22 protein-coding genes are annotated in these 25,886 nt (G+C 70.1%); 8 read left to right on the top strand and 14 right to left on the bottom strand.

Annotation, left to right across the window (positions count from 1 at the left end; all coding sequences use genetic code 11):
• The first annotated feature begins 82 nt into the window (after positions 1-82).
• Together LGR69_RS01840 and LGR69_RS01835 are read left to right on the top strand one after the other, a co-directional pair.
• A complete protein-coding gene (locus LGR69_RS01840; protein WP_091861572.1) occupies positions 83-769 on the top strand; it encodes a class I SAM-dependent methyltransferase in 687 nt (228 codons plus the stop codon).
• 50 nt (positions 770-819) lie between these two features.
• The gene (locus LGR69_RS01835) at positions 820-1,431 is read left to right on the top strand and encodes a hypothetical protein (RefSeq protein ID WP_007565635.1); all 612 of its coding nucleotides are present in this window, start codon (positions 820-822) and stop codon (positions 1,429-1,431) included.
• 146 nt (positions 1,432-1,577) lie between these two features.
• Here the strand turns inward: LGR69_RS01835 and LGR69_RS01830 are convergent, their stop codons facing one another.
• Entirely contained in the window at positions 1,578-3,269 is a 1,692-nt protein-coding gene (locus LGR69_RS01830) for an aminotransferase class III-fold pyridoxal phosphate-dependent enzyme (RefSeq protein WP_230364978.1), read from the bottom strand.
• Between the two features lie 32 nt (positions 3,270-3,301).
• Here LGR69_RS01830 and asd point away from each other — a divergent pair, with 32 nt between their 5' ends.
• Positions 3,302-4,201, top strand: a complete 900-nt coding sequence (gene asd / locus LGR69_RS01825; protein WP_230364977.1) for an archaetidylserine decarboxylase — start codon at positions 3,302-3,304, stop codon at positions 4,199-4,201.
• A gap of 1,307 nt (positions 4,202-5,508) precedes the next feature.
• Here the strand turns inward: asd and LGR69_RS01820 are convergent.
• The 5 genes from LGR69_RS01820 to LGR69_RS01800 all read right to left on the bottom strand — a co-directional run bounded on the left by LGR69_RS01820 (position 5,509) and on the right by LGR69_RS01800 (position 11,505).
• Positions 5,509-7,566, bottom strand: a complete 2,058-nt coding sequence (locus tag LGR69_RS01820; RefSeq protein WP_007565629.1) for an ATP-binding protein — start codon at positions 7,564-7,566, stop codon at positions 5,509-5,511.
• Positions 7,563-8,018, bottom strand: a complete 456-nt coding sequence (locus tag LGR69_RS01815; RefSeq protein ID WP_230364976.1) for a hypothetical protein — start codon at positions 8,016-8,018, stop codon at positions 7,563-7,565. Before LGR69_RS01815 ends, LGR69_RS01820 begins: the two co-directional genes overlap by 4 nt.
• A 74-nt stretch (positions 8,019-8,092) precedes the next feature.
• The gene (locus LGR69_RS01810; protein ID WP_007565626.1) at positions 8,093-9,376 is read right to left on the bottom strand and encodes an SIR2 family protein; all 1,284 of its coding nucleotides are present in this window, start codon (positions 9,374-9,376) and stop codon (positions 8,093-8,095) included.
• 312 nt (positions 9,377-9,688) lie between these two features.
• The gene (locus tag LGR69_RS01805; RefSeq protein WP_007565624.1) at positions 9,689-10,357 is read right to left on the bottom strand and encodes a uracil-DNA glycosylase; all 669 of its coding nucleotides are present in this window, start codon (positions 10,355-10,357) and stop codon (positions 9,689-9,691) included.
• Positions 10,354-11,505, bottom strand: a complete 1,152-nt coding sequence (locus tag LGR69_RS01800; protein WP_007565623.1) for a nucleoside triphosphate pyrophosphohydrolase family protein — start codon at positions 11,503-11,505, stop codon at positions 10,354-10,356. Before LGR69_RS01800 ends, LGR69_RS01805 begins: the two co-directional genes overlap by 4 nt.
• A 204-nt stretch (positions 11,506-11,709) precedes the next feature.
• Between LGR69_RS01800 and LGR69_RS01795 the strand changes: the two genes are divergently transcribed.
• Together LGR69_RS01795 and LGR69_RS01790 are read left to right on the top strand one after the other, a co-directional pair.
• Positions 11,710-12,237 (top strand): hypothetical protein, encoded by a 528-nt coding sequence (locus LGR69_RS01795; protein ID WP_007565621.1) that lies wholly within the window; start codon positions 11,710-11,712, stop codon positions 12,235-12,237.
• A gap of 7 nt (positions 12,238-12,244) precedes the next feature.
• Complete coding sequence (locus tag LGR69_RS01790) at positions 12,245-12,838, top strand: Nmad2 family putative nucleotide modification protein (RefSeq protein WP_007565619.1); 594 nt, start codon at positions 12,245-12,247, stop codon at positions 12,836-12,838.
• Between the two features lie 617 nt (positions 12,839-13,455).
• Here LGR69_RS01790 and LGR69_RS01785 read toward each other — a convergent pair.
• The 3 genes from LGR69_RS01785 to LGR69_RS01775 all read right to left on the bottom strand — a co-directional run bounded on the left by LGR69_RS01785 (position 13,456) and on the right by LGR69_RS01775 (position 18,364).
• Positions 13,456-16,749: an efflux RND transporter permease subunit gene (locus LGR69_RS01785; protein WP_007565618.1), complete on the bottom strand. Its 3,294-nt coding sequence runs from the start codon at positions 16,747-16,749 to the stop codon at positions 13,456-13,458.
• Between the two features lie 3 nt (positions 16,750-16,752).
• Complete coding sequence (locus LGR69_RS01780; RefSeq protein ID WP_230364975.1) at positions 16,753-17,982, bottom strand: efflux RND transporter periplasmic adaptor subunit; 1,230 nt, start codon at positions 17,980-17,982, stop codon at positions 16,753-16,755.
• A gap of 70 nt (positions 17,983-18,052) precedes the next feature.
• Entirely contained in the window at positions 18,053-18,364 is a 312-nt protein-coding gene (locus LGR69_RS01775) for a hypothetical protein (RefSeq protein WP_007565615.1), read from the bottom strand.
• 107 nt (positions 18,365-18,471) lie between these two features.
• Here LGR69_RS01775 and LGR69_RS01770 point away from each other — a divergent pair, with 107 nt between their 5' ends.
• Together LGR69_RS01770 and LGR69_RS01765 are read left to right on the top strand one after the other, a co-directional pair.
• The gene (locus tag LGR69_RS01770) at positions 18,472-18,744 is read left to right on the top strand and encodes a metal-sensing transcriptional repressor (protein WP_007565613.1); all 273 of its coding nucleotides are present in this window, start codon (positions 18,472-18,474) and stop codon (positions 18,742-18,744) included.
• Between the two features lie 8 nt (positions 18,745-18,752).
• Positions 18,753-20,087: an MFS transporter gene (locus LGR69_RS01765; protein WP_007565612.1), complete on the top strand. Its 1,335-nt coding sequence runs from the start codon at positions 18,753-18,755 to the stop codon at positions 20,085-20,087.
• A 299-nt stretch (positions 20,088-20,386) separates the two neighbouring features.
• Here the strand turns inward: LGR69_RS01765 and LGR69_RS01760 are convergent, their stop codons facing one another.
• Together LGR69_RS01760 and LGR69_RS01755 are read right to left on the bottom strand one after the other, a co-directional pair.
• Positions 20,387-21,511 carry a nickel/cobalt efflux transporter gene (locus LGR69_RS01760; protein ID WP_007565609.1) on the bottom strand — a complete coding sequence of 375 codons (1,125 nt, stop codon included), beginning with the start codon at positions 21,509-21,511 and terminating at the stop codon, positions 20,387-20,389.
• Positions 21,512-21,524: 13 nt separating this feature from the next.
• Positions 21,525-21,803: a metal/formaldehyde-sensitive transcriptional repressor gene (locus LGR69_RS01755; protein WP_007565607.1), complete on the bottom strand. Its 279-nt coding sequence runs from the start codon at positions 21,801-21,803 to the stop codon at positions 21,525-21,527.
• 87 nt (positions 21,804-21,890) lie between these two features.
• On the opposite strand from LGR69_RS01755, the gene LGR69_RS01750 reads away from it, so the two are divergent.
• Complete coding sequence (locus LGR69_RS01750; protein WP_007565605.1) at positions 21,891-22,106, top strand: DUF1289 domain-containing protein; 216 nt, start codon at positions 21,891-21,893, stop codon at positions 22,104-22,106.
• Positions 22,107-22,368: 262 nt separating this feature from the next.
• On the opposite strand, the gene LGR69_RS01745 is transcribed toward LGR69_RS01750, so the two are convergent.
• The 3 genes from LGR69_RS01745 to LGR69_RS01735 all read right to left on the bottom strand — a co-directional run bounded on the left by LGR69_RS01745 (position 22,369) and on the right by LGR69_RS01735 (position 25,876).
• Positions 22,369-22,710, bottom strand: coding sequence for a hypothetical protein (locus LGR69_RS01745; protein WP_039903404.1), 342 nt, complete (start codon positions 22,708-22,710; stop codon positions 22,369-22,371).
• Positions 22,711-22,878: 168 nt separating this feature from the next.
• A complete protein-coding gene (locus LGR69_RS01740) occupies positions 22,879-24,738 on the bottom strand; it encodes a TniQ family protein (protein WP_007565600.1) in 1,860 nt (619 codons plus the stop codon).
• A gap of 10 nt (positions 24,739-24,748) precedes the next feature.
• Positions 24,749-25,876 carry an ATP-binding protein gene (locus LGR69_RS01735; RefSeq protein WP_007565597.1) on the bottom strand — a complete coding sequence of 376 codons (1,128 nt, stop codon included), beginning with the start codon at positions 25,874-25,876 and terminating at the stop codon, positions 24,749-24,751.
• Positions 25,877-25,886: the final 10 nt, after the last annotated feature.

The following is a 25,886-nucleotide window of genomic DNA, read 5'->3' as shown; positions in this document are numbered from 1 at the left end:
CCTGAATCCCGGATCCCTCGGCCCGCGACGCGGCCGGCGGCCGGGTGCCTCAGCCTGACAGACAGCGAGAGACAGGACCCTCATGGCCCTCGGAACGCAGAGCACCGGTTCACCGCGGGCGGCGACGCTCGGCCCCGACCTCGATCGCGACGGCGTCGCCAAGGCCTATGGCCGCTGGGCGCCGGTCTACGACCTGGTGTTCGGCCCGGTCTTCGCCCAGGGCCGGACCCTGGCGGCAGCCGCGGCCGAGCGGATCGGCGGGCGCGTCCTCGAAGTTGGCGTCGGCACAGGCCTGTCCCTGCCGGCCTACCGGCGGGCGGCCAGCATCGTCGGGATCGATATCTCGGCGCCGATGCTGGAGAAGGCGCGCAGCCGCGTCGCCCGGCTGGCCCTGCGCAACGTCGAGCGCCTCGCCGTCATGGATGCCGAGCATCTCGATTTCGGCGACGCCTCCTTCGACGTGGTGGTCGCCCAGTATGTCGTGACCGCGGTGCCGAATCCCGAGGCCGCCCTCGACGAGTTCGCCCGGGTTCTGCGCCCCGGCGGCGAGATCGTCATCACCACGCGGATCGGCGCCGAGGGCGGCCTGCGCCGCCTGGTCGAGCACACGCTCATGCCGATCACGAGCCGCCTGGGATGGCGGACCGAGTTTTCCTGGGAGCGCTACGCCGCCTGGGCGGCGACCGCCCCGGTGGAGGTCGTCGAGCGCCGCGCCCTGCCGCCGCTCGGCCATTTCTCCCTGATCCGCCTGCGCAAGCGCGACGCCTGATCGCGCCCGCCTTCTACCAGCCCACCCACGATCGAACGGAGACGTACGGCATGGCGAGCTTTCTCGAGGCGTTGCGCATCCAGCGCTGGGATGACCACCGCTACTATCACCACAACCGGATCAACCAGAGCTTGCACATGGTCAGTGCCGTGAGCTTCCTGGTGGCCTACGCGCTGGCCTTCAAGGATCCCGCGACGGCGGCGCTGGTCGGATGGCTGGTGGCGATGACCAGCCGGCAGGCCGGCCATCTGTTCTTCGAGCCGAAGGGCTACGACCACGTCAACAACGCGACGCACGAGCACAAGGAAGAGATCAAGGTCGGCTACAATCTCCAGCGCAAGATCGTGCTGCTGGCGATCTGGGCGCTGTCGCCGCTGCCGCTCTACTTCGATCCGAGCCTGTTCGGCCTGCTCGAGCCGCACCAGACGACCGCCGACCTGATCCGCAACGTCGGCTGGATCTGGCTGTGGCTGGCCGGCGCGGGCCTGCTGTTCCGCACCGTGCAGCTGTTCTTCGTGCGCGACGTGCAGACCGGCCTGGTCTGGGCGACCAAGATCCTCACGGACCCGTTCCACGACATCAAGCTGTACCACAAGGCGCCGCTGGCCCTGCTGCACGGCGAGCTCAACGAAGAGCACGAGCCGCACGAGCGCGGCGCCTGACCCCACCGGCATCGCCGAGCCGGGGGATCCCCGGTCCCGGCGATGCCGGACATGTCCCGGTTCCAGTAGGTCCTCGACCTTGTTCCGGTGCAGGGCAGAGCGCTGCGACGGCACTTCCGAAGGGCCCGCAGCCCTCTGAAGGCCAATCAGGCCCGATCGGGCGCACGGAGGCCGAGACGGGCGCCCAGCTTGCCGAGCCGGACCGCCGCGACCTCGCGCAGGATCGCCCGGCGGATCGCCTTGTCGGTCGGGGCGCCGCCCTCCCACCAGCCATCGGCCCGCATGGCGTTCGCCGCCGCCACGAAGCGGGCGGCGACCGCCTCGAACGCCGCGTCGTCGTAGGCGAGGCTGAAGATCATCCGGCCGGTCCCGACCCAGGACAGGGCCAGCCCCTCGGCACGCAGGTAGAATTGCAGCATCCAGTTGTAGCGCGACGGCCGCGTGTAGAGGACCGTCCAGACCGTGGACATGTTCGCCACCCGTACCGGCAACTCGGCCTCCGCCAGCAGGGCGTTGAGCCGCGCGGCCCGGGCGTCCCAGGTGGCGTCGAGGTCGCGGTACAGGGCGGCGACCTCCGGCGTCTCGAGCCGGTCGAGGAACGCGCTCATGGCACCCATCACGTAGGGATGCGCGTTGAAGGTGCCGCGGGCGAAGCAGATGTCCACCGGGCGGTCCTCCCGGAAACGCCGCATCAGGTCGGCCCGGCCGCACAGCACGCCGACCGGCAGGCCGCCGCCCAGGGTCTTGCCGTAGGTCACCAGGTCGGCGCGGACGTCGAAATACGCTTGCGCCCCGCCCCGGGCGAGGCGGAAGCCGAGGAAGACCTCGTCGAGGATCAACACGATGCCGTTCGCCGTGCAGACCGCGCGCAACGCCTTCAGCCATGTCGTGTAGGTGGCGCGATCGAAGGACGCCTTGCGGCCGCTGTCGACCAGCGCCGAATCGGACGGCGCACCGGCATTCGGGTGCATCGCCTGGAGCGGGTTGACCAGCACGCAGGCGACGTCCCGCCGGCTTGCCAGGACCTTCAGCGTCCGCTCGGACATGTCGGCCAGGGTGAGTGTGTCACGCGTCGGCACCGGGTTGCCGATGCCCGGCTGCACCTCGCCCCACCAGCCGTGATAGGCGCCGCAGAACCGCACGATCCGGCGCCGGCCGGTATGGTAGCGGGCGAGCCGCACCGCCTGCATCACTGCCTCGGTGCCCGACATGTGGAACGAGACCTCGTCGAGGCCCGACAGGGCCTTGAGCCGCGCGACGTTGCCGGTGACCACCGGGTGCAGCGGCCCCAGGACAGGTCCGAGGGCGGCGACCTTGGCGGCACCCGCCTCCAGGCAGGCGCGGTAGAAATCGACGCCGAACAGGTTGACCCCGTAGGACCCGGCCAGGTCGTAGAAGACATTGCCGTCGAGATCCGTGACGGTCACGCCCTCCGACGCGGCCGCGAAGGCCCCGGCGCCGAGATGCGCGCGCACGTGCCCGGCATACTGGAACGGCACCCGGTACAGGCCGGTGAATTGCAGGTCCGAGAGCCCGTCGCGCACCGCGTCGGTCTCGGCCCGGGTGCGGGCGAACCGCGTGCGGTAGAGCTCGGCCAGCCGGGCGAAGCCGTTCTCCCGGCGCAGCGCCACCGTCTCGTCCGGATCGTCGGAGCGGAAGAAGGCGCGCTCGGAATAGGCGTAGTGCGGGATCAGCCCCGCCACCCGTCGGGCCATCCGGGCGTGCCCGGTCAGGGACGGATGCTTGGCCCGGGACAAGTGAAGGCGCTGCGCTGCCTTCGGCAGAGCGATCACCGCGGCTGCGGCGGTGGCGGACAGGGTGGCGAGGAGTGCGGACATCGCCCCACGCCGTATCGGAGGCGGTTCACGGCATGATGACGGTTTCGGCGGGATCGCGGCTGCGGCGCGCCCTGGCGCAGGTCGGCGCCCAGGAGGATCTGAATTTTTTGCTCACCAACCGGCTGCCGCGACGGTTGGCGACGAGGTTCATGGGCTGGTTCAGCCGGATCGAGCAGCCGCTGGTGCGCGACGTCTCGATCGCGACCTGGCGCCTGTTCTGCGACGTCGACCTCAGCGACGCCGCCGAGACCCGATTCCCGAGCCTCCACGCCGCCTTCGTGCGCGCGCTGCGCCCCGGTGCCCGACCGATCGCCCGGGATCCGACCGTCCTGGTCAGCCCCAGCGACGCGATCCTGGGCGCGCATGGCCGGATCGAGGCGGGCCGGCTGCTCCAGATCAAGGGCCTGTCCTACAGCCTGGCCGACCTGCTCGGGGGCGATGCGGATCTGGCCCGCACCCATGAGGGCGGCGCCTACGCGACCCTGCGGCTGACGGCCGGGATGTATCACCGCTTCCACGCGCCCCACGACCTCCGGGTCGAATCGGTCCGCCACATCTGGGGGGATACCTGGAACGTGAACCCGATCGCGCTGAAGCGCGTCGAGGCCCTGTTCTGCCGCAACGAGCGGGCCGTGCTGCGCCTGCGGATCGCCGGCCACACCGTGACCCTGGTGCCGGTGGCGGCGATCCTGGTGGCCGGCCTGCGCCTCGGCTTCCTGCCGGAGGGCGTCGCCCTGCGCCGCACCGCCGGCCGGCCCCTACCCTGCACCGCCCGCCTTGAGAAGGGCGCGGAGATGGGCTGGTTCGAGCACGGCTCGACCATCGTGGTCCTGGCCCCGCCCGGCTTCACCCTGATGCCGGATCTGCAGGAGGGCACCCGCCTGCGCATGGGCGAGCCGCTGATGCGGCTGCCCGAGCGCGGCGCGTCGTAGCGTGTCATTTCTCGGCAAAGCTTGTCCTGATTTGAGGGATCCCCACAGGGAGTGCTCTCAAATGAGCTTGGCCCAAAGCACACGGAACTCTGTCCTTACAGATCCATGCTTACAGAGAAGTTTGACCTTGTTCGCGAACGGCCCCTCACGTCCGCTCAGCCTCGCGTTTCCGCGTTCTCGACCGACTGCGGCTTCCTCAATGGCTCGGAGGATAACAGATTGCCCTCGTCTCACCGTCACGCCGGCACAGTTTTTCGGATTGAGGCGGCTGTACTACAGCCTGGTTCCGGAAACGAGTCTGCGCAGCACAGCCCGCAGTAGATCCGACAACCCGCCTTGGTGCAAGCTAACATGAGAATTTGTTTTGATTTCTGTTACTCCCCGAGGGGCGGCCTCATTTAAGTTTATCTCGATTTGTAGGGAACGTGGTCCGCCTGCTCCCTAGACCCGACATGCCCAGGCGCGGATGCCTGGTCCAACCCTTGGAAACAGAGGCCGGCATCAAACCCGATGCCGGCTCGATCATAGGGCCGATGGGTCCAGACCGCACCCTTAGTGTGATCTGCGGACCGGGCCATGCCCTTCGGGTTTCCGTACTTTCTTTTCGGAATGGCCGCGAGGATACCACCGGCCCCCAACGCCGGGGTGGGCATCCGGTCGAGCGCCCAGATCGGTCAGGCCCGCGAAGGCGTCCTGGCGGTCGGCTCGGCTGGCTTCGCCGATACAGTCGCTGCGGTCCTCACGTGGTCGGATCGGCCGCTCCACGATGATCTGGACGGCGGCCCGGCACGCACGAGGAAGCCGCCTCGGGACGAGGCGAGCCGGACGGCTAGGACAGCCGAGGCAGACTATCAGGAAAGCGTGTCCCGATTTGCGGCCCTGCCAATGGTATGCACTCAAGAGAGCTTGTCCCGATTGTCAGGGAATCCTGTCCTCACGCCCGGGATGTGCTTGAACCCGATGGCCTCCGCAGAGGGGCGCCCGTGACCGCGCGCCCCTCTGCGGACATGATGATCCCCGTGTCGGGCTTGAGCCAGGACCGCTGGCCGGGACGAAACCTTTTCGATTTCGCGGCCTGATCGGGCATCCACTCCCCGGAATTGCCGCGCGCAGGAATGCTCTCCGCTTTCGACGGGCAGGGCGCCACCCACGTCGGACGGGGTCTGCGGAGAGCGGGGAGCGTTTGCGAGGCGGTCGTCGAGCTCCCTGCCCTCTTCCCTCGTCGAGGTCACGAAATCGGGGACCGCGGGTCGAAGCACCGGTCCGGGGCGAGCACAGTCCCGACGCCGTCGGTAATCAAGGCCGTTTCAGCTCGCCGCGCTCAGGTCCCTTGCCCTCCTGAGCACGCCGACCATGGCTGGTGCGATGTCCGTCGAGCGAGTGACCGAGGCACCCCCGCCGGGAACAAGATCCAGGTCGTGGCGGCGACCGAGCGCCGTGGGCTCGCTCATGAGGCGCCGGCACAGCAATTCCGCCAACGACGGATCCTCGACGGCACAGACGATCTGCCGGCCCGACCGCTGCAGGGCCGACAGGACCTCGACCAAGTGCAAGGCCCGGAAATCATCGATGTGCTGGACCGGGTCGTCGAGCATGAGCGTCCGCCAATTGCACCACGGCCGGGACAGGTGAACGGAGAGGAGGAAGGCCAGCCCGGCCGCACGCCTCTGCCCGCTGCTGAACACGAATTGCGGGTTCAAGCCGTTGCCGACCCGCAGGCTCAGGAAACGCCTGACGTCGCCGCGTATGCCGTAATCGATGGTCCGCCACTCGGAATGCGGGCGAAGCCGCTGGTACAGCTCGTTCAGCAGCGGGCTGATAACCGCCAGGCGCTCGTCGATGATCTCGGCATTCGTCCTGCGGACCGTACGGTCCAGCGTCCGGGCGGTCGTCACCGCAGCGTGGGCGCGCGCGAGCCGGTCGCTCGCGTCGTCGGCCTCTGCCCGAAGCGCTTCGAGGCGCGCTTCGAGCTCCGTTACGCGTTCCACCGCCTGCGAAGCTTCCAAGGTGAGGATGCTCCGTTCCAGGTCGATCAACCGACTCCGTTCGGCCTCCACCACCTCCTCCAGGGCCTCTGGGTCGTAGGCCAGCTCTCCATCCAGGGAACGTCGCACGAGCTCGGCCGAAAGCGCCTCTTCCCGGGCTTCCAGCTCGGCTTGGGCGGACGCGAGGCGATGGACGACCGTCTCGGCCTGCTTCAGGATCTCGCCGGCATCCTCGACCCGGGTTCGGGCCGCCGCGACCTCGCCTCGCGCCTCCGGCACTGCCGACCGCCGGGCGGCGAGGCGCTGGCGCGCGGATGCGAGCCCCGTCTCGAACTCGGGGGCGCCCTGCGGCGCGCGGCATAGCGGGCAACGGTCGTCATGCAGGCCGATCCGGCTGCCGTGATCGACCAGGATCGCGAGCGACGCGGCGAGGCCGTCGCTTTCCTGTTCCCGGTCCAGGCGCGCCTCGGCGGCCTGCAGCTGGCGGCGGGCTTCCTGGACCGCGACCTCGGCTTCGGCCACCGCCACCGCGTCCCGGCCTGCGCTGTCGCCCTGTCGCGCGACCGTGTCGCGCAATGCGGCCACCGCGCGAGCCTCGTCGGCGACCCATCCCATCTCGCCGAGGTTCGACCGGCGCCTGGCCAGCGTCTTCCGAGCTGCCGCGACCCGAGCTCCCAGGTCGGGGCCGGCCCCAGGCGTAAGCTCGTCCAGGGTGGCAAGGACGGCCGCGACGTCCCCGGCCTGCAGGGCGACGTCCCGGATCTGCTCCAAGTCGGTCAGCGCCGCGGTCAGACGTGCGCGCGCCTCCTCATAGGCCTGCGCGACGGCATTGTGTACGGCCTCGGCGGAGGACAGGGCCTCGCGAGCCTTGGCGGCGTAATCCGGACCCTCGATGGCGCCCAGCGCCGCGCGCACGAACTCGAACCGTTGCGTTTCCGTTAGGTCGAGGCTGAGCGCAGCGATCCATTCGTCGCGAATGATGGATGTCCTGCAGACCTGCTGGAGGGCCCGCTCGGGCTTCGCGCCCGGAACGCAGAGCATCGCCTCGATGCGTGCCGCGTCCCGGTCTGCGCCGGTCTCGCGCGAGCGCGTCACCGCGAAGCCGCTCCCGTCATCGGCGCGGAATCCCACGGTGACGAAGTGCGCCTCCGGCTGGCCTTCGCCGCGCCACCAGACGTAGTCGTCGAGGCTTTCCTTCGCCGCCTTGTCGACGAGGTATTTGTCGATTTGGCCGGTGAGGGCGAACTCGACCGCGTCGCACAGCGTGCTCTTCCCGACGCCGTTGCGTCCGCAGATCACGGTGAAGCCAGTGCCGAAATCCACCCGTTGGCGCTCCAGGAAGCCCCGGAAGCCGCACAGTTCGAGGTAGTCGAGCCTCATGGCGCATCCACCAGGATGCGCGCCACCTCGGAAGCGCTCGCCGCGCCCAGGAACGCGGCCACCGCGTCGTCCGGCAGGTCGCTCAACCGCGCCCGCAGACGGGCCCGGTAATCGGCCCCGCCGATCTCGGGTGCGCTGAGAACCGGCAGGAGGGGCAACAACGTTCTTCGCAAATCGGCGACCGTGCGCAAGTCGCCGCGCGCGATCTTTCGGGTCATGGAGAAGTCCTCCTCGATCCGCTCGATCTGCCGCGCGAGGGCCGGTTCGGAGCCGCAAGCCAGGAACAAGGCGTAAACGTTCCAGGCCTTTGTGCCTGCAGAGCGCAACGAGGCCGCATGCCGGCCGAGCGTGGTCTGCTGGATTTGCTGCCAATCGGCGAGCAGGCTCTCGCCGCTCGCGAAGACGTGCAGGAATCCGACGACCGCCGCGTTCTCGAAGCAGACGACCGGCACGCTGCCGCCCGGCCAGGTCCAAGTCTCATAGCCTGCCGACCGGAGGAGCACCTCGGACTGGGTCGCTATGTCCATCACACTTCGAGCTCCCTGCGGGCGGCGGGAAGGTCGAGCCATGCCGCGGAGGCGCTCGGCCGGATTATGTCGCCCGGTCGCCCTTCCCGAACGACGTTCAACGGCAGGCCGACGTCGGTGGCTCCGGCGCAGACCACGATGTCGGCGACCTCGAACGGCGTCTCCCTGAACCGGTCCTGCACCGTCTGGAGCAGCATGCCCGAGCCGTTCACGACCCTGATCCGGCGGCCCGCGAGATCATAGCCGACGGGGGTCTGGCTGGCACCGGCACGCCGCAGCAACAGGTGCGCGTAGCCCAGGACCTCGGACGGCCCCGGGTTCCGCAAGGTCGCCGCGGCGGTGGCCGGCACGCCCTCGGCGTCCCGTCGAAGGTCGTAGAGTTCCTCGCTGCCCAGGTCGGGCGGATCGAGCCAGCCCGCCTCGCACTCCGCCCCGAGCTCGCTCTCCAACGCGGCGCGCCCGGCGTGCAGGACCTTGCGCAGGTACGCCTGGGAGAACGCCCTCCGGAGTTCGTCCAGGACTTCGGCCCCCGAACGCTGAACATGCGTGAACCGGACGTTCTCCGAATTGGCCAGGGTCCAGAGTTCGGGCGCCTTGGCCTGCAGGACGTCCTCGGGCGCCAGGTCGACCAGCGTCACCGACAGCGGCGCGACGCCCGTCAATGCCTCGGCGAGAACGGTGTTGAGATAGGACCAATCCGACCAGAAGCCGACGACGAGCAGGTCGCTCTCGCGGAGGTGGTGGGCCATCCACGTCTTCGTCTTCTCGATGCGCGCGGCGATCACCCGGTCCTCGGTGAGCTGTGAGGCCGTCCAGACCGTGGCGCGCCGCTCGCGGACGGAGCAGCCATGAAACTTGAGCAGGGGCGCGTGCTTGCGGGCCTGGACCTTTGCCTCGTCGCCGTCGAGGGAGGCGAGGAGATCGAACCCGTATTCCTGCGCGCGGCGCTCGATCAGGGTGTCGTAATTCGCCGACACGACACCGGCGGCCAAGCGCGTGATCAGGAAGTCCGCCACCGCGGCGTGCCCGACGTTGGGCGGCCGGACGAAATCCTCCCAGGGCACGAGAGCGTCGATGAAGACCGACCCGAGCATGTCCTCCTTGGCGAAGATCTCCGCCAGGGACTCCAGGTCGCCGCGCAGTTCCTGCGGGCACGCCGGATCGATGCTCATGACATAGCGGTCGTAGCACCTGGCGGCCACGGTCCAGGCCGACGGCAGGGAACTCGGCGGCGCCATCGACAGGCCGGCGCCGCAGAGGAGGACGAGGCGCCCGGCTTCCATGGAGGCGAGCAATCGCGCACGAACCGCCGCGTCCAAACCGCCCCCCTTCGTCCGCCGGATCTTCGCCAAGGCGATAGACCGGAGGCACGCCTAAGGTAAAGCAAGGTGATCCGGCTTCCCGTTGCCCGCCCCTAGGGTTCACCGGTGCGTCGCACCCTGGAAGTCTCGCCGGCATAGGTGCGCGTGGCCGCCGGGGCGATGGGAAGGTTCGAGGCGTCTCATCCCGGGCCAGCATACGAACACGTGCTGGTGCGTCATGCCTGACCTGGAGGCCCGCCAGACCAACGTCGGGAAGATCCGGCTGCGGTTTCCTTACGGCAGCGTGAGTTGCACCGCGTGCGGAGCTTTGGCGGGTAGGCCGTACAACTCGCCCATCCGAGCGACGAACTCGGTCTGACCTCCGTAGCTGGGGTGCCGGACCCGCTCGGCCGCCATACCCAAGTCCGCCAACGCCGCCTCGGCATCCCTCCCGATGGCGACCAGGACCCGGGGCCGCAATTCCGACACCAGCCATTCGAGGAGGTGGCGGGACGCCTGCCGTTCCCGGCGAGTGTGGCAGCGATTGGACAGCGGGTCGCCCGACGCGTGCGGATGGAGCGGGAAGACGTTCCAGAGGAAGATCGGACGTCGCAGGTCCCGGAGAACCTGCCAGATCACCGTCGCCGTGCGCTCGGTCATCGCGGGGCCGCGGGTTGCCCGCGCCAGCGGCAATTGACCGTAGAGGCCGGCATGGGCGGAGAGGTGGGCCTCGTCCGTGAGCGCCAGGCCCGTGCGCCGCCCGCCACGGTACCCGAGGTCGCGCGCGATCCAGATCGAGTCGACGCCTCCGGCGAGGGCCGCCTCCAGCACGAGGCGCAGGTTCTCACGCCGGACCTGGGGCGCACCGACGCCGTCGTGGTCCGGGCAGGCCTCGGCGTAGGGGTTGAAGGTGTCGATGAAGCGAAGCGCCGCGAGGGCCTCGATGAAGGCGCCAGGTGTCATGTCGGCAGGTCCTCGACCAGCATCTTCCGCCCGACCAGATCGAGCCGAAGGCGCCCGCGGCGCTTCTCCCGCAAGAAACGAAACGCTTCGTTACCGGCGAGGATGGCCTCTTCCCAAAGCCAGAGCGGGCAGGCCTCGACCTCGTAGCCGCGCACGAATTGCCTCACCGATTTCAGGAAGGCGAAGCTCAGGTCGCCCGGGCGCTGTCCTTCGAAGAAGCCGAGCTGCTTCGCCTCACCGAAGACGAACGTCGCCACGCCCTCCTCGATCAGGATCGCGCGCGCTCCGTCCTGCCCCTCGTCGACGCGGGCCTCGCTTTTCCTCTTCAGGCGGAACAGCGCGCGCGTCACCGGCGACCAGCCGAGGACGGCGGCGTAGGCATAGTGGAAGGCGTCGTGGAACCGGTAATCGTCCGGCTTCATGATGTTGTCGGTCAGGCGGTCGCCGATGAAGATGCCGTTGCATCGCTGCACGACGTACCGCCTGTCGTTCCCGCCGGTGCGCTCGAAGATGTCGATGGTCAACGCGCGGGGCAGGCGCTCTTCGTCCGGGAACGCCTCGTCGAACAGCGGCGGGGCGACGCGCGTCGCCGGCCAACGGTCCTCGGCCTTCGCGAGGTTGCGCATGGCGGCCTGCTCCAGGGTGACGCCGGCCTCGTTCGCGGCCGCGACGAGAAGGCCGAACACTGCGGAGAGACGCTCCAGGAGGTCCGGGCTTCCCGCGAGGTCGCCCCGCGCCCCCAGCGCGGCCAGCCGGCCGACGGCCCCGGCCAGCTGTAGCAGGGTGTGCTCGAAGGCGACGGTCGGGACGTGCAAAGGCAAGGCACGCTGCGGCTGCAGGTCCGCGAAGGTCGGCTCGGGTCCCCCGGCGAGGTCCCGGCCGGCGAGATCCCCCAAGCGCAGCCCGGCGTGATCGGCGATCACCGCCAGGTACCAGAGCGCGTCGCCCATCTCCTCGACGACGCTCGCCTCGTAGCCGAGATAGGACCGCGCGTCGCGCTGCTTCTTCTTGGTCTCGCTCAGCAGGCTGCCCGTCTCGCCGAAGAGGCCGAGCACGGCCAGGTCGAGGCCGGTGCCCTTCCCTCGCGTCCGGTCCGTCCGGACCGCCCCGGCTTGATAACCGTTCAGGCTAAGCGGCACCGTATCCATGTCCCCTCCCCGCTCCCGGTTGGCCTATCCTCAGGTTGCCATCGTCGGACCTTTCCGGCGCTCAGTCCAGGGTTGCCTGTACCCACACACGCTCCGGACGCACCCTTGCCATACCGACCGCGGCTGACCACCTAAGCTTTACTGAGCCAGGCTCCCGGGCGGAATGCGCGACGGAAGGACCTGGGCACCGGGGAGAAGCCGCACATGCCGAAGGTTTGCGTGCTCGGTCCTGTCGACGACGAGGAACGCACGGCCCTGCTCAAGCTCTTGGCCGAGGCGGGCTGCGAGGTCGTGGACGAGGAGGTCGCCGCCGTCGAGCCCGACGAAGGGGACGACGACGAGGAGGAAGACGGCGAGCACGTCGAGGATCCCGTTGCACCGGAAGACGACGAGCCCGCGCCCGCGGATGACGAGGCCCCGGCCGGTCACGCCGAGACGCCGGACGAGGACTTGGGGGTGATTGTGCTGTCTCCCGATTGCCTCGCGGACGAGGAGCTGGGGCGCGTGATGCAGCGGGCCGCCGCCCAGGGTCGTCGCGTGATCGGGATCTGGCCTCCTGGAACCCAGGACGAAACGCTGCCGCGCGCGTTCGAGGATTACGGCGGGGATACCGTTCCCTGGGATGCGGGCAGCCTGCGGGGCGCCCTACCGCGGAGGAACGCGAAGCCCGAGTGGTTGAAGCCCGACGCCCAGCCGCGGGCGGAGCGCCAGACCAAGCGGAACAAGTGCTGAGGCCGGCGTGCGCGTCCACTCCTACGTGATCGACCACGACCTCGGGTTCGCGCCCAATCCGTTTCACCGGGTGTGCACGCTGAGCGCGTGCAAACCGCTGATCCGGCAGCACGCGAGCGTCGGGGACTTCGTGGTCGGGACCGGCTCGATCCCGAACGGGATCAAGGACCGTGTCGTCTACTGGATGCGGGTCGACGAGATCCTCACCTTCGACCGGTACTGGGACGACGCTCGCTTCGGCGCCAAGCGACCCGTGATGTCCGGCAGCCGCATGCAGATCTACGGCGACAACATCTATCGCCGCTTGGCCGACGGCACCTTCGTCCAGGCCGATTCCTTCCATAGCGAGCCGGGGGGCGTCACCAGCCTGCCGAACCTGGTGCGCGACACCGGTCGGACGGACCGGGTGCTTCTCGGGCGCGAATACGCTTACTGGGGCGGGTCGGGCCCGCTGGTCCCCCAGGAACTGCGCGATCTCGTGCACAGCACGCAGGGCCATCGAAACCAGTTCACGCCCGAGCGGGTGAGCGCCTTCGTGACATGGCTCCGCGGCATGCCGGGCCGCGGCTTCCTGGGTCGGCCGGCGAACTGGCCAGCCTGAGAGCCGAGCGCCCCGGCGGCCCCACCGCCGGCGAGGACGGCCGGCGAACCCGGCCACGAGGCCATGGGCGTGACCCGCGGCGAGGTGGCCTCACCCCGGTCCTTCGGCGACATCGACGCCGCGCGCCGGCTGCCCCCGACGGGCGGCTCGGAAGGCGCGGCGCCTGCCGGAATGAGCCTGGCTCAGAAGCCTCTACCGCCGAGTTGTCCCGTGCGATGCCCAGGGGCTTTCGAGTAGGGGCGACGGGCGGCGACCTTTCATCCGAGCCGGTCGGAAGCCCGGGCGGACAGCCGCTCGTGGCCCCCGATCTGGCCTCGATCCGTCGAGCCACGGTGGCGGCACGCGATCAGAGACAGGGCGTTCCCAAAGGCGATGAATGACGGCGGCACGCATCGGGTTACGCCGCCCCGCCGCTTGGGCGCCATCTCATTCGGTCCGGGCAGCCTCGGTGATGCCGATCCATGCGCGCGGCTGCGCAGGACACACTCTCATGAAAGCTTGTCCCGTTTTCGGCTCCGCGACAGCGCCGCTCTCAACACAGCTTGTCCCGATTTGCCCGGGACCTTGTCGCGCCGCGATGCGGACGCCCTGATCCGACCGCTCACGAGGTCGTCCGGCTAAGGTGTTGGTGTGTCGGTCCACGCCACGACATGGCCTCGTGGAGCGGACGGGAAGGACGCCTTGGCCTTGCCGAACCGGACGTAAAGCGCCGGAAGGACCAGCAGCGTCAGGACGGTCGCGCTGGCCAAGCCGCCGATGACGACGGTCGCCAGCGGCCGCTGCACCTCCGCACCCGTGCCCGTCGCCAGGGCCATCGGCACGAAGCCCAGGGCGGCGACCAAGGCCGTCATCGCCACCGGCCGCAGCCGGGTCAGGGCGCCCTCGCGGACGGCATCCGGAATCGCCGTTCCCTCCTCCACGAGCGCGCGGATGTGGTTCAGCAGCACCAAGCCGTTCAGAACCGCGACGCCCGAGAGCGCGATGAACCCGACCGCTGCCGAGACCGAGAAGGGCATCTCGCGCAGCCACAGGGCCGCCACGCCGCCGGTCAGGGCCATCGGTACGGCGCTGAACACGATCAGCGCGTCACGCCCGGACCCGAGCGCCCCGAGGAGCAGGATGAAGATCAGCGCGAAGCAGGCCGGCACGACCACCGTCAGGCGCTGGCGAGCGGCCGTCAGGTTCTCGAACTGCCCGCCCCACTTCACCTCGTAACCGGGCGGCAGCCGCACCTCGGCGGCGATGCGCGCCTGCGCTTCGGCCACCAGCGAGCCGATGTCGCGCCCGCGCACGTTTGCGGTGACCACGACGCGGCGGCGGCCGTTCTCGCGGCTCACCTGGTTCGGCCCCTCGCCGAAGGCGAACGAGGCGAGCTGCCGCAGCGGCACGCTCATCCCGCCGGCCGGCGCGGGAGCGGCCGGGACCCCGGTGCCCGACCGCGCGGGCGCGGCCTGCGGGGGCGGTAGCGGCACCGGCAGGTTCCTCAGCGCCTCGACGTCGCCCCGGACGTCGTCGGCCAACCGGACCACGATGGCGAAGCGGCGGTCGCCCTCGAACACCAGCCCGGCGTCCTTGCCGCCGACCGCCGTGCCGATGACGTCCTGCACGTCCGCCATGCTCAAGCCGCGCCGGGCGATCTCGCGCCGGTCGACCTTGATCTCCAGGAAAGGCAGCCCGACCGCCTCCTCGACCTTTACGTCGGCGGCGCCCTCCAGGCTGCGCAGGATGCCGGCGATCTTGCGGGCGCCCTCGACCATCGGGCCGAACTCCTCGCCGAACACCTTCACCGCGAGGTCGTCGCGAACGCCCGCGATCAGCTCGTTGAAGCGCATCTGGATGGGCTGCGAGAACCCGAGCAGCGTGCCAGGGATCAGCTTCGCCTCGGCGTCCATGCGGGCGATCAACGATTCCTTCGCCTCGGACGGGTCCGGCCACTCCGCTTGGGGCCTCAGGATCAGGTAGGTGTCACAGGCGTTCGGCGGCATCGGGTCGGCGGCGATGTCGGGCGTGCCGCAGCGCGAGTAGACGAAGGCCACCTCCGGGAACTTGCTCATGGCGTCCTCGACGCCGAGCTGCATGGCCTGCGACTGCGAGATGGCCGTCGAGGGGATGCGCCGCGCCTCCATGACGATGTTCTTCTCGTCGAGCGTCGGGGTGAACTCCTGGCCGAGCCGCGTCGCCAGGGCCCCGGCCAGCCCGAGGACGACCACCGCGCCGCCTATGAAAGCCAAGGGCGTCCGAACCGCCCCGCCCAGCACCGGTCGATAGGCCGCCTTCAGTCCTCGGATCAGCAGGTTGTCGCCCTCGCCGACCCGCCCGGTGATGAAGGTCGCGACCATCGCCGGGACGAAGGTCAGGGACAGCACGAAGGCCGCCACGAGCGCGATCAGCACCGTCAGCGCCATGGGTGCGAAGGTCTTGCCCTCCACGCCGGTGAAGGTCAGCAGCGGCACGTAGACCAGGATGATGATGGCCTGCCCGTAGACGCTCGGCTTGATCATCTCCTCGGCCGAGACGCGCACGGTCTCCAGCCGCTCGTCCAGGCTCAGCTTCCGTCCCAGCGCGTGCTGCCGCTCCGCCAGGTGCCGCAGGCTGTTCTCGGCGATGATGACCGCGCCGTCGACGATGAGCCCGAAGTCGAGCGCGCCGAGGCTCATCAGGTTGGCGCTGATGCGGCCCGCCAGCATGCCGGTGGCCGTCAGCATCATGGCGATCGGGATGACCAGGGCCGTGATGATTGCCGCCCGGATGTTGCCGAGCGCCAGGAACAGCACCGCGACGACCAGCAGCGCCCCCTCGGCCAAGTTCCTCGACACCGTCCGGACCGTGGCGTCGACGAGGTCGGTCCGGCTGAGCAGCGTCCGGGCCTGGATGCCCGGCGGGAGAAGCTTGTTGATCTCCTTGATCTTGGCGTCCGCGGCCGCCGAGACGGTTCGGCTGTTCTCGCCGATGAGCATGAGGGCGGTGCCCAGCACGACCTCGCGGCCGTTCTCGCTGGCCGAGCCGGTCCGGAGCTCGCGGCCGATCCCGACCTCGGCGACGTCCCTCACCAGGATCGGTATCCCGGCCCGGGTCGCCACGACGACGTCGCGGATCTGGTCGACGTTCTCGATCAGCCCTCTGGCCCGGACGACATAGCCCTCGCCGTTGCGCTCGACGTAGTTGGCGCCCCGGGTCACGTTGTTGGCTCCGATGGCCCGGGTCAGGTCGGCGAAGCCCAGGCCATAGCCGACGAGCTTCATCGGGTCGGGCTGGACTTGGTACTCCTTCACGAAGCCGCCGATGGCGTCGGCACCGGCCACGCCCGGCACGCTCTTCATCTGTGGCCGGATGATCCAATCCTGGACCGTGCGCAGGTAGACCGTGCGCTCGAAGTCGGACCTCAGCCGCTCGCCCTCGGGCGTCAGGTAGCTGCCGTCCGACTGCCAGCCCGGCAGGCCATCGCGGACCGGGGCGCCGTCGCCGGCGGCCTGGTACTCGACCGCCCACCAGTAAATCTCGCCGAGGCCGGTCGAGATCGGCCCGAGCCTGACCTCGGCCCCGGGTGGCAGGGTGTTGCGCACCTCGCCCAGGCGCTCGTTCACCTGTTGCCTGGCGAAGTAGACGTCGACCTTGTCGCTGAAGACGGCCGTGAGCTGGGCGAACCCGTTGCGCGAGAAGCTTCGCATGCTCTCCAGGCTCGGCGTGCCGGCGAGCGCGCGCTCGATCAGCACCGTGACCTGCTTCTCGATCTCGACCGGCGTCAGAGCCGGCGCGATGACGTTGATCTGGACCTGGTTGTTCGTGACGTCCGGGACCGCGTCGATGGGCAGCCGCGCAAGCGACCAGGCCCCGAAAGCGGCCGCGATGAGCGTCACCAGAATGACCGCGTAGCGGTTGGCGACGGAGAAGGCGAGGATCGGGCGGATCACGGTTCAGTCCTCCGCCGCGGCCTTGCCGAGCTCGGACTTCAGCGTGAAGGTGTTGGCCACCGCCACGGCCTCGCCGGGCTCCAGCCCCTCCGTCACCTCCACGGCGGCGTCGTCCGACCGCCCGAGCTTCACCGGCCTAGCCTCGAAGCCCGCGGCCACCCGCACGAAGACGTTCGGTCTGCCCTCCAAGGTCTGGATGGCCGAGGCCGGGATGAGCACCCGCACCGGCTTGTCGGAGATCACGATCTCGGCACCCACGAAAGACCCGGGCCGCCAGGTCTCGTCCGGGTTGGCCAGTTCCGCGACGACCCGCGCCGCGCGCGTGGCCTGGTCGAGGACGGGCACGATGATGACGATGCGACCGCGCGCGGCCCCGCCGGTCGCCTCGGCCCGCACGGCCACCGTCTGGCCCTCGCGGACCAGCGGCAGGTCGCCGGGGCTCACCGCGAGATCGACCCAGACCGTTGACAGGTCGACGACGCTGTAGAGCTCGGTCTCCAGGTTGTCCCGGCCGACGGCCGCCCCGAGGTCGACGCGCCGCTCCACGACCTTGCCACCGAGCGGCGAGCGGATCTCCTGGCGCTCGAACTGCGCCTCCGGCTGGTTCGGCAACGCCTGGATCTCGGCTTGGCTGAGGCCGAGGAAGGTCAGCTTGCGGCGGGCCGCGTCCTCCTTGACCTTCAGGTCCTGGTAGCTCGCCTGCGAGCGCAGGTACTGCTGCTCGGATGAGATGCGCCTGTCCCAGAGCTCCTTGTCGCGCTCGTAGAGCGTCTTCTGCAGGGCGGCCGACACGCGTGCCGCCAAGTATTCTCCCTTGGCGTCGGCGATCTCGCGGCTGTCGAGGAGCGCCACGACCTCGCCCTTGGCGACCTTGTCGCCGAGCCCCTTGCGCAGCTCCACCACCGTGCCGGTGGTCTTCACCGCGATGCGGGCGGTCAGGTTGGCGTTCGGGACGATGGTGCCCGGCACGTGCAGGTGGCGCGAGAGGTTCCCGCCACCGACCCCGTCCGTGCGGATGCCGGCTTTGCCGACTTGGTCGTCCGTCAGCTTGACGAGGCCGGATCTCTCCGGCTCCGGACCGGCCGCCGCGTGCGGTTCGGGCTTGGCGGGCGCGGCGGCCCCCCTGGCGCCCGCCAGCATGGTGCGGACCGCATCGGGAGCGCCGGGCCACCAGGTCGCGATCAGGACGCCGCCGGCGAGGGCCAGCAGAACGGGGATGAGAAGTCTGGACATGTCGGTGCCATGGACGGGCGGCCGCACTCGCACGGCGCCGTCGTTCGAGGATGGGAAGAGGCGGAAAGCCTCAGGTCCTCGGAGGCTCGAACGGTCCCTGCGCCCCGCCCCCGGCTCGAAAGACGTCGTCCAGGCAAGCGAACGACCGCGCCGCCGACGTGGTCACGCTCGCGGGAGCCTTGGCGGCGACGGGCATCACGCCCTGCGCGTGCGATTGCGCGTGGTGGACCAGGTCATCGGCATCCTGGTGGGCCTTGGCGTGGTCCTGTCCCGCCACCGGCGGCATGGCGATCGCGACGGGACCGGAGGCCGCGTGCCGGGCCTCGGCGAGCAACGGCATCACCGTCACGGCCGCCAGGAGCAACGCGACGGCCACCGTCATGAGACGCCGTCCGAATGACACCCGACACCCTCTTCCCGGCGAGCGCCGTCCATCCCGGCGCGTCGAACACCCTTCCCTTATCCCCTCCGGGGGGATAGCATGTCAACATGAATCACGTGCACGCCTCCCACCCGGAGATCATCAAGCGGCTGAGGCGCGCCCACGGCCATCTCGCCGGCGTCATCGCGATGATCGAGGAGGGCCGCCCCTGCGTGGACCTCGCCCAGCAGTTGCAGGCGGTCGAGAGCGCCATCGCCAACGCGAAGCGCACGCTGATCGAGGACCACATGGAGCACTGCATCGGCGACGGCGTCGCGGACGGCGGCAAGTCCGCCAAGGCGGCGCTGGCCGAGTTCAAGGCGCTGGCCAAGTACCTGTGAAGGCCCCGATGCTGAGCGTCCTCGCGAACCGCACCTACCGGCACCTGTTCGCCGCGCAGGTCATCGCCCTGATCGGCACCGGCCTGCTGACGGTGGCCCTCGGCCTGCTCGCCTACCGGTTGGCCGGGGCAGAGGCCGGGGCGGTGCTGGGCACGGCGCTCGCCATCAAGATGGTGGCCTACGTGCTGGTGGCGCCCATCGCGAACGCCTTCACCGGGCAGTTGCCCCGCCGCGCTTTCCTGGTTGCGACCGACCTCGTCCGGGCCGGCGTCGCCCTGATCCTGCCCTTCGTCGACCAGGTCTGGCAGGTCTACCTACTGGTGTTCGTGCTGCAAGCCTGCTCGGCGGCCTTCACGCCGACCTTCCAGGCGACCATCCCGGACATCCTCCCGGACGAGCGTGACTACACCCGGGCGCTGTCGCTCTCGCGCCTCGCCTACGACCTGGAGAACCTGCTCAGTCCGACACTGGCCGCCTTGCTGCTGACGGTCATCGACTTCCACTGGCTGTTCGGCGGCACGGTCGTCGGATTCCTGTGTTCGGCCGCCCTGGTCGTCTCGGTGGCGCTCCCGTCCCCGACGCCGCCCGAGCGCCAAGCGGGGGTGTACGAGCGCACCACGCGGGGGCTGCGGATCTACCTCGCCACGCCGCGGCTGCGCGGGCTTCTCGCCCTGAACCTCGCGGTGGCGGCGGCCGGCTCCATGGTCATCGTCAACACGGTGGTGATCGTGCAGGCCCTCCTGCAACGGCCCCAGAACGACGTCGCGGTGGCGCTCGGGCTGTTCGGGGGCGGCTCGATGCTGGCGGCCCTGCTGCTGCCGCGGGTGCTCGACCGGCTGCCCGACCGCACGGTCATGCTCCCGGCGGCGGCGTTCCTCGGCGTCGTGCTGCTCGGCTTTGCCGCCACGACCTGGGGCGGCGTCATCGGCTGGCCTATGCTGCTGGCCGCCTGGCTGGCGCTCGGGATCGGCTACTCCGCCGCGCAGACCCCGACCGGACGGCTGCTCCGGCGCTCCGCGACGCCCGGCGACCGCCCGGCCGTGTTCGCGGCCCAGTTCGCGCTCTCGCACGTCGCCTGGCTCTTGACCTATCCACTTGCCGGTTGGCTCGGCGCGAAGGCGGGCATGCCGGTCACGCTGGCGGTGCTGGGCGCGCTGACCTTGGTCGCCATCGCCGCGGCGGCGGCGCTCTGGCCGGCCTCGGACCCGGACGTCGTCGAGCACGCGCACCCCGACCTCGAATCTGGCCATCCGCACCTGGAAGGCGTCGGGACGCGCCGGCATGCCCACGCCTTCGTCATCGACGACCTGCACCAACGCTGGCCCGCGGCCCGGCCGGGTTGAACCGAGCCGGATGTTCGTCGGGCGCTTCGGTCACGAGGCCGTGGATGCCACGCGCCGCGGCTTCGATCGAATGGCGAAGGTGCGGGGCGATGCGCCGCCGGAACCCCGCCATGCGGGTCTTCGCGGTGGCAGCCCGGTAAGTCCGTCGGCTTGACCCACGCGTCCTGAGGCTCAACCGGTTCGCTCCGAGCGGGCAGCCGCGTCCATCTCGCCTAAATCCGCCGATGCACCGGCGCCTCGACGGCTGTGGGCTTTCGCGGCGAGGACCGGCGGGGCGACCAAGCCCGCCGGGACCGCGCTTACGATGGGCTGACCGATGGGACGATCCCGACCGCGTGCGCCGCGGGGTCGGGATGGATGCCCTGCCAGCCAAGCCAGCCGGTGTAGAGGCCGACGAGCACGATCAGGGCTGCCGAGGCGTAGGGCGCCCGACGGGCGAAGGCACCGAACCCGGACCACCGCGACGCGACGTGCTTGACGCTGAGGGCGGCCAGCACCCCGGCCGAGACCATCGTGACCGCGAGGCCGATGCTGAAGCAGACGACCAGCGCGAAGCCGAGGCTGAACTGCTTGAGCTGGATGCACAGGAGCAGGACGGTGATGGCGGCCGGGCACGGGATCAGGCCGCCGGTCAGCCCGAACAGCACGATCTGTCCAGTCGTCACCTGACGCCCGGCGAAGCGTCGCCGGATGTCCTCCGCATGCGCCCGGGCATGGGCGTCGTCCTCGTCGCCCAGGTTCATGTGACCGTGGTCGTGATCCTGCTCCTCGAACGCGACCTCGTGAGTTTCCGCACCCTCGGACCCGTCAAGGCGCAGTCGCGCCGTGAAGGCGTGCGGCTCGGGGATCTCCTCCAGGCTCTCCAGGAAGTCGCCCCCATCGGCGAAGGCGAACGTCTGCCGCCCGCCGTCCGGACGGACCGTCTCGACGGTGACCGCACCCGGCGCGGGCAGCGGACCCGTCCCGGCCCGGAGGCGCCAGCGCGGCGGCACGCCGTCCTCGTACACCTCCAGCGTCAACCGGCTGTCGCCGGTCACGACGTGCCGGTGCTCGCCATGGTGATGATGGTGACCGTGGTGCTGCTCGCGCCAGGTCCGCCACGCCATCCAGAGCGCGATGCCGACGATGAGCACCGCCGACGCCAGCTGGAAATACGGCTCGGCCGTCTCGCCTCCCCATTCCTGGCCGAGATACTGTCCGCCCAGCGCGATCACCCAGACGACCGCGGTGTGCGAGAGCGTCGCCGCCAGCCCGAGCAGGACCGCCTGCGTGACCGTGCCCCGGACCGCGATGATGAAGGCGGCCATCATCGTCTTCGAATGGCCGGGCTCCAGGCCGTGCAGGGCGCCGAGCAGGATCGCGCTCGGCACGAACAGCCAGGCATGCGCGGTCCCCTGCTGCAGCAGGTCGGCGAACGGGGTCATGGGGCGGCTCTCGTCATTTGAGGTAGGTCCGCACCACCTCGATCAGCTCGGCGGCGCCCCGGGCGCGCTCGGCGTCCGGCTCGGCGTCCGGGTTCACGACGTGGTGGCGGATGTGGTCTTCCATCAGCTCGGCGGTCAGGCCGTTGATGGCCCCGCGCATCGAGGCGACCAGCATCAGGACGTCGCTGCAGCCGAGCTCGGCTTCCAGGGCCCGCTCGACGGCTTCCGCCTGTCCTTTGATCCGGCGCACCCGCGCCAGCAGCTTGGTCCTGTCCTTGATCGTGTGAGCCATGAATGGCGTCCTCGTACTCGCAATATATAGGGGGGTACCCTATCTGTGTCCAGCGACCGATGCGTCGCGTGGCGGGGAGGCCCTAGCATGAGGAAGGACGACCCATGCATCGGGGTTTGCCAGTGGGATGGGCGGACCGGCTGGTGCCTCGGTTGCGGCCGCACGGTCCCGGAAATACGCGCGTGGCGGAAGATGACGCCTTACAGGAAGGCCGCCCTCGCTCGCGAACTGCCGCGGCGCGTTCAGCAGGTCGCCGTCGCGCAGGTCGAAGTCGAGCCCGGCAGGACCCCGAGCCGCTCCTAGATCGCAGGATCCGCAGGGCGGAACGGCGGCCCCGGTCAGATCGTCCCCGACATGGGTTTCGTCCAGCCGGACGCCCCGTCAAGCCACGCCGGTGTAGCCGAGCCGGAATCGAAAGGCGTCGTGACCGGTGACCGTCACCGCCGCGATTGCGTCCGGCACGTCGGGCGGCATGCGTCGGACGATGCGCTCCATCCCACAGCAGCAAGCCCGGCGGACGAGGACGGCGAGCCCCGATCCGTTTCCGGCGGTCGCGGTCGCCGTCTTATTGCGCCGGGACACGCCGGGCCAGACCACGAGGCTCACCAGCCCCGCCGCTGCCGATGCCCGAGGCGCGAACCGAGCCCGCCGGCGTCGATGGGCAGGTGCAAGCCTGACCGCGAGGGTGGACGTCGGCACCGTCTCGGCCTTGCAGGCCGGCGGTGACCTCATAAGCGCGTTGGAGGCCGAACCCGAGCGGCGGCAGGACGGAGATCCAATCCAGCCAATGCCGGGCGATCCGGCAGGTCGCCGCCTGCAGCGCCGCCAGCACCGCGACGCCGGTCGCACCGAGGACGGATCCGAGCGCGAGGCCGCGCCAGCCGAACCGATGGGCCGCCGCGATCACGGTCGCGGCGATGATCCAATCTGTTCACGTCCCCTGGAAGGCGACGGGGTCCCCGAACCAAGACGGCGTAACATCCTTCCTCGGTCGACGCCCCGCGCAGATCCTCATCGCCCCGCTCATGGCTTTGCGCCGACGGCGCTCGCGCGGAACGGCGGTCCCGGCGTGCTCCTAGGGTCGCGGCGCGTGGGTCTTGGCGATGCGGCGCCGAAGGTCCGTCGGGACATCCATCCGGCGCCATACCGTCGTGGTCTTTCGGCATGTGATCGCGAAAGCTGGCCTGACGCCGGCCCGATCCAAGGCTTCCCGCACCCACCGCGCGCCGGATCCCATCTCCCTGGCGAGCGCACCCGTGGTGGCGTACTCGGCCTCGTAAGCCGCGAGCGCATCGTCCCGCACGAGGATCTCCCCGCACGGCATCGCTGTCCCCGCCATGAGGCCCGCCCGGACGATCAGGCCGACGCTGTCCGTCGGGACCGTGAGCCGCCGGCCGACCTCTTCGAGGGTGAGACCCCCACCTTCGCGCGAACGCCGCGCGACCCTGATGTCCTCCGGGTTGACCAGGAAGCCCGCGAGGCCGGGTACGTCCCGCAGGACCGCCCTGACCCGAAGCTGGCCGGCCAGGATCATGTCGCAGGTGCCGCGCACGCCGTCGACCTTGCCGTGCTGGCTGGCTCGCGCGAGCGGAAGGAGGCCGGCGGGCGTGGCCCCGACGGTCGGCGCCGAGCCACGGATCCGGGATAGCACGGCGGCCACGGCATCCCGGTCGAAGACGTCGGCCTTGATGCCGGCGCGCGCGTGGATCTCGGCGGGTGGGACGATTCGCGCCGCGACCAACATCCGCGTCTGGCGCTTCGCCAGCCCGAGCGCCGCCGGCAGATCCTCCGCGCGGAGCGCGCGGTCGAGGATCGCCCGGATCTGGGCGGCGGTCTCGCGGGCGATGCCGATGGGCGTACCCCTCCTCGTCCGTTGCGGCCAGGCGCCCAGGGCCTTGACGTAGCCGGCGATGAACTCCGGCCTTCGGCCGCATTCCGCGGCGATGTCGGCGAGGCTGACCAACGGGACGTCGGCATGCCGGATCACCACCGAGGTCTTGTGAACCGGGCCCCGACCGGCGTGATGCGCGTATAGGGCCGCCCGAACCGCATCCCCGCTCGCTCCCGCCGGCAGCCGCTTCGCCCAGAGATACAGGTAGCCATAGACCTGTTCGGCCCCCCAGGCGCCGAGGCCGACATGGTCGGCTCGGGCCATCCCGTCGAGCAGGGCGTCGAAGGCGTGCGGCCAGTCCCGGGCGGTGGCGAGACCGGCCGAGAACACCTCCGGATGGCGCTCCGCCGGAAACTTCGAGAGGGCCCCGTCGGCGCCCCCGAGCAGGGCGACGCCGAACCGCTCCATGGCGTCGCAGGCCTCGGCGAGCGTCAGGCCGTCGAGGAGGGGCACGCTGGTCCGGGCCATGCCGCCGAGGCGGCCGACCACGTAGGCGTCCGCCAGCGTCGTCGCGGGCGGGACCCTGGCGCCGTCGCAGGCGAGAAGGGAATGGCCGTTCCTGCAACGGGTCAGCGAGCCGGCTTCCCAGGTGACGCCCGTCCGGCAAATCGGGCAGGACGCCTCCAGGCGGACATGATGGAGGGGACAGGTGCCGACGGCGGCCACGTCCCACCAGAAGCGCCGGTGGATGTTCCAGTGCGCGTGTCGTCCCGACGGCGTCCTGCGAAGGTCGTCCTGCCAACAGCAGGGGCACCACCGCCGCACGTTCGTCGTCCAATCGTCCCGGTGGACCACCTCGTCCGCGATCACGACCTTTTTCTTGGTGATCTCGGTGGGCGTCCAACCCCGGAACGCGTCCTCGCCACGGCCGAGCCGATCCGCGAGGGGGCCGGCGGCGCGGCCCTGCAGGATGTCGCTCATGGAATGGCCCGCGGTCCTGAGGCGTTCGCGGCTCCACGGCTCGCCGTTGACGTCGAAGGCGCGCAGCAGGTGGGCCGCGGCGGATTCCCCGTCGATGACGGGCGGGATGATGGTCAGCCGCATCGGTTTCCCCCTACGCGTCGTCGGCTTGCGTCTCGACCCCGGCCTCGGCGGTCCCCGTCAGGCGCGTGAGCCTCTCGAACTCGATCTCCTTCATCTTCGGCAGGGTCGAGATGTCGACCACCAGGAACGGGTTCCTGCGCGGACCGAGCTCGAAGATCTCCTCGAAGACGAAGCCGAGGTGGTCGACCTGCCCGATGCTCGGCTTGCCCGACTGGATGGCGCGGAAGGCCGCCTTCTTGACGAGGTGCATCATGCGACCGGTGTAGCCGTTCGAAGCCTTGAGCATGCGCTGAACCATGTCGTGCTCCGACAGGCCGCACGCGGCCGGGAAGCCGAGCCTTGCCTCGACCAGCGACAGGAATTTCGTGGCCTTCTTCACGCAGGCTTCCGAGTGACCCAGCGGCTTGATCGGCTTGAAGACGCAGCGCCGGAGGAGCTGGAAATCCTCCTTCAGCACCTTCTTGAGCCAGGGCATGCCCGAGAGCACGAGGGAGACGGGGCGCAACTCCGCACCGGGCGGCCGAAGCGGATCGTCCGGATCCGGGATGACGAGGTTCTTCAGCGTCTCGACCAGGGTGCGCCGCTCGTCACCGGTGCGTCCGCGGAAGGCATGGTGGAATTCGTCGATCATGATGATGGAGACGAGTTGGGCGTGCATCTGGTGGCGCACCCGGGTCCAGATATCGTGCTCCTTCAGGTTGGCGCTGAGCTCCTTCTCCGTCATGGCGAGGTACAGCGCGAGACCCAGCGTCTTCAGCGTGCAGGGGCTCGGCGCCTTGATGTAGACCAGCGGCCGCACGGGGCCGAACTCGTCGCGGAACGGCACGAGCGCCGGGCGGAGCTGCAACCGGGCGAGCAGATGCGACTTCCCGGCCCCGGAAGCGGCCGGGATGACGAGGCACTGACCCTCGACATCGTCGCCGAGGTCCTTGAGCATCTCGTCGAAGCGCGCGACGGTCTTGATCACGACGTCGGTGTTGACGTGGATGGTGTCGACGCGTCGCTTCCAGGCCCGCCGTTCGAGGTCCTGCGGGCTCAAGCGGATCGCGAACCGCTCACGGCGGACCGGGGCGGCCTGGGGGCCGGGAAGGATGGTGACGTCGGGGCGGAAGATCTCCCCGTCCTGGCTTTGCGGCATGCGATGGCCC

Origin of the sequence: Methylobacterium brachiatum, assembly GCF_020523825.1 — a bacterium.
In the GTDB taxonomy this organism is placed as follows: Bacteria; Pseudomonadota; Alphaproteobacteria; order Rhizobiales; family Beijerinckiaceae; genus Methylobacterium; species Methylobacterium brachiatum.
This window is presented reverse-complemented; position numbering and strand designations above follow the sequence as displayed.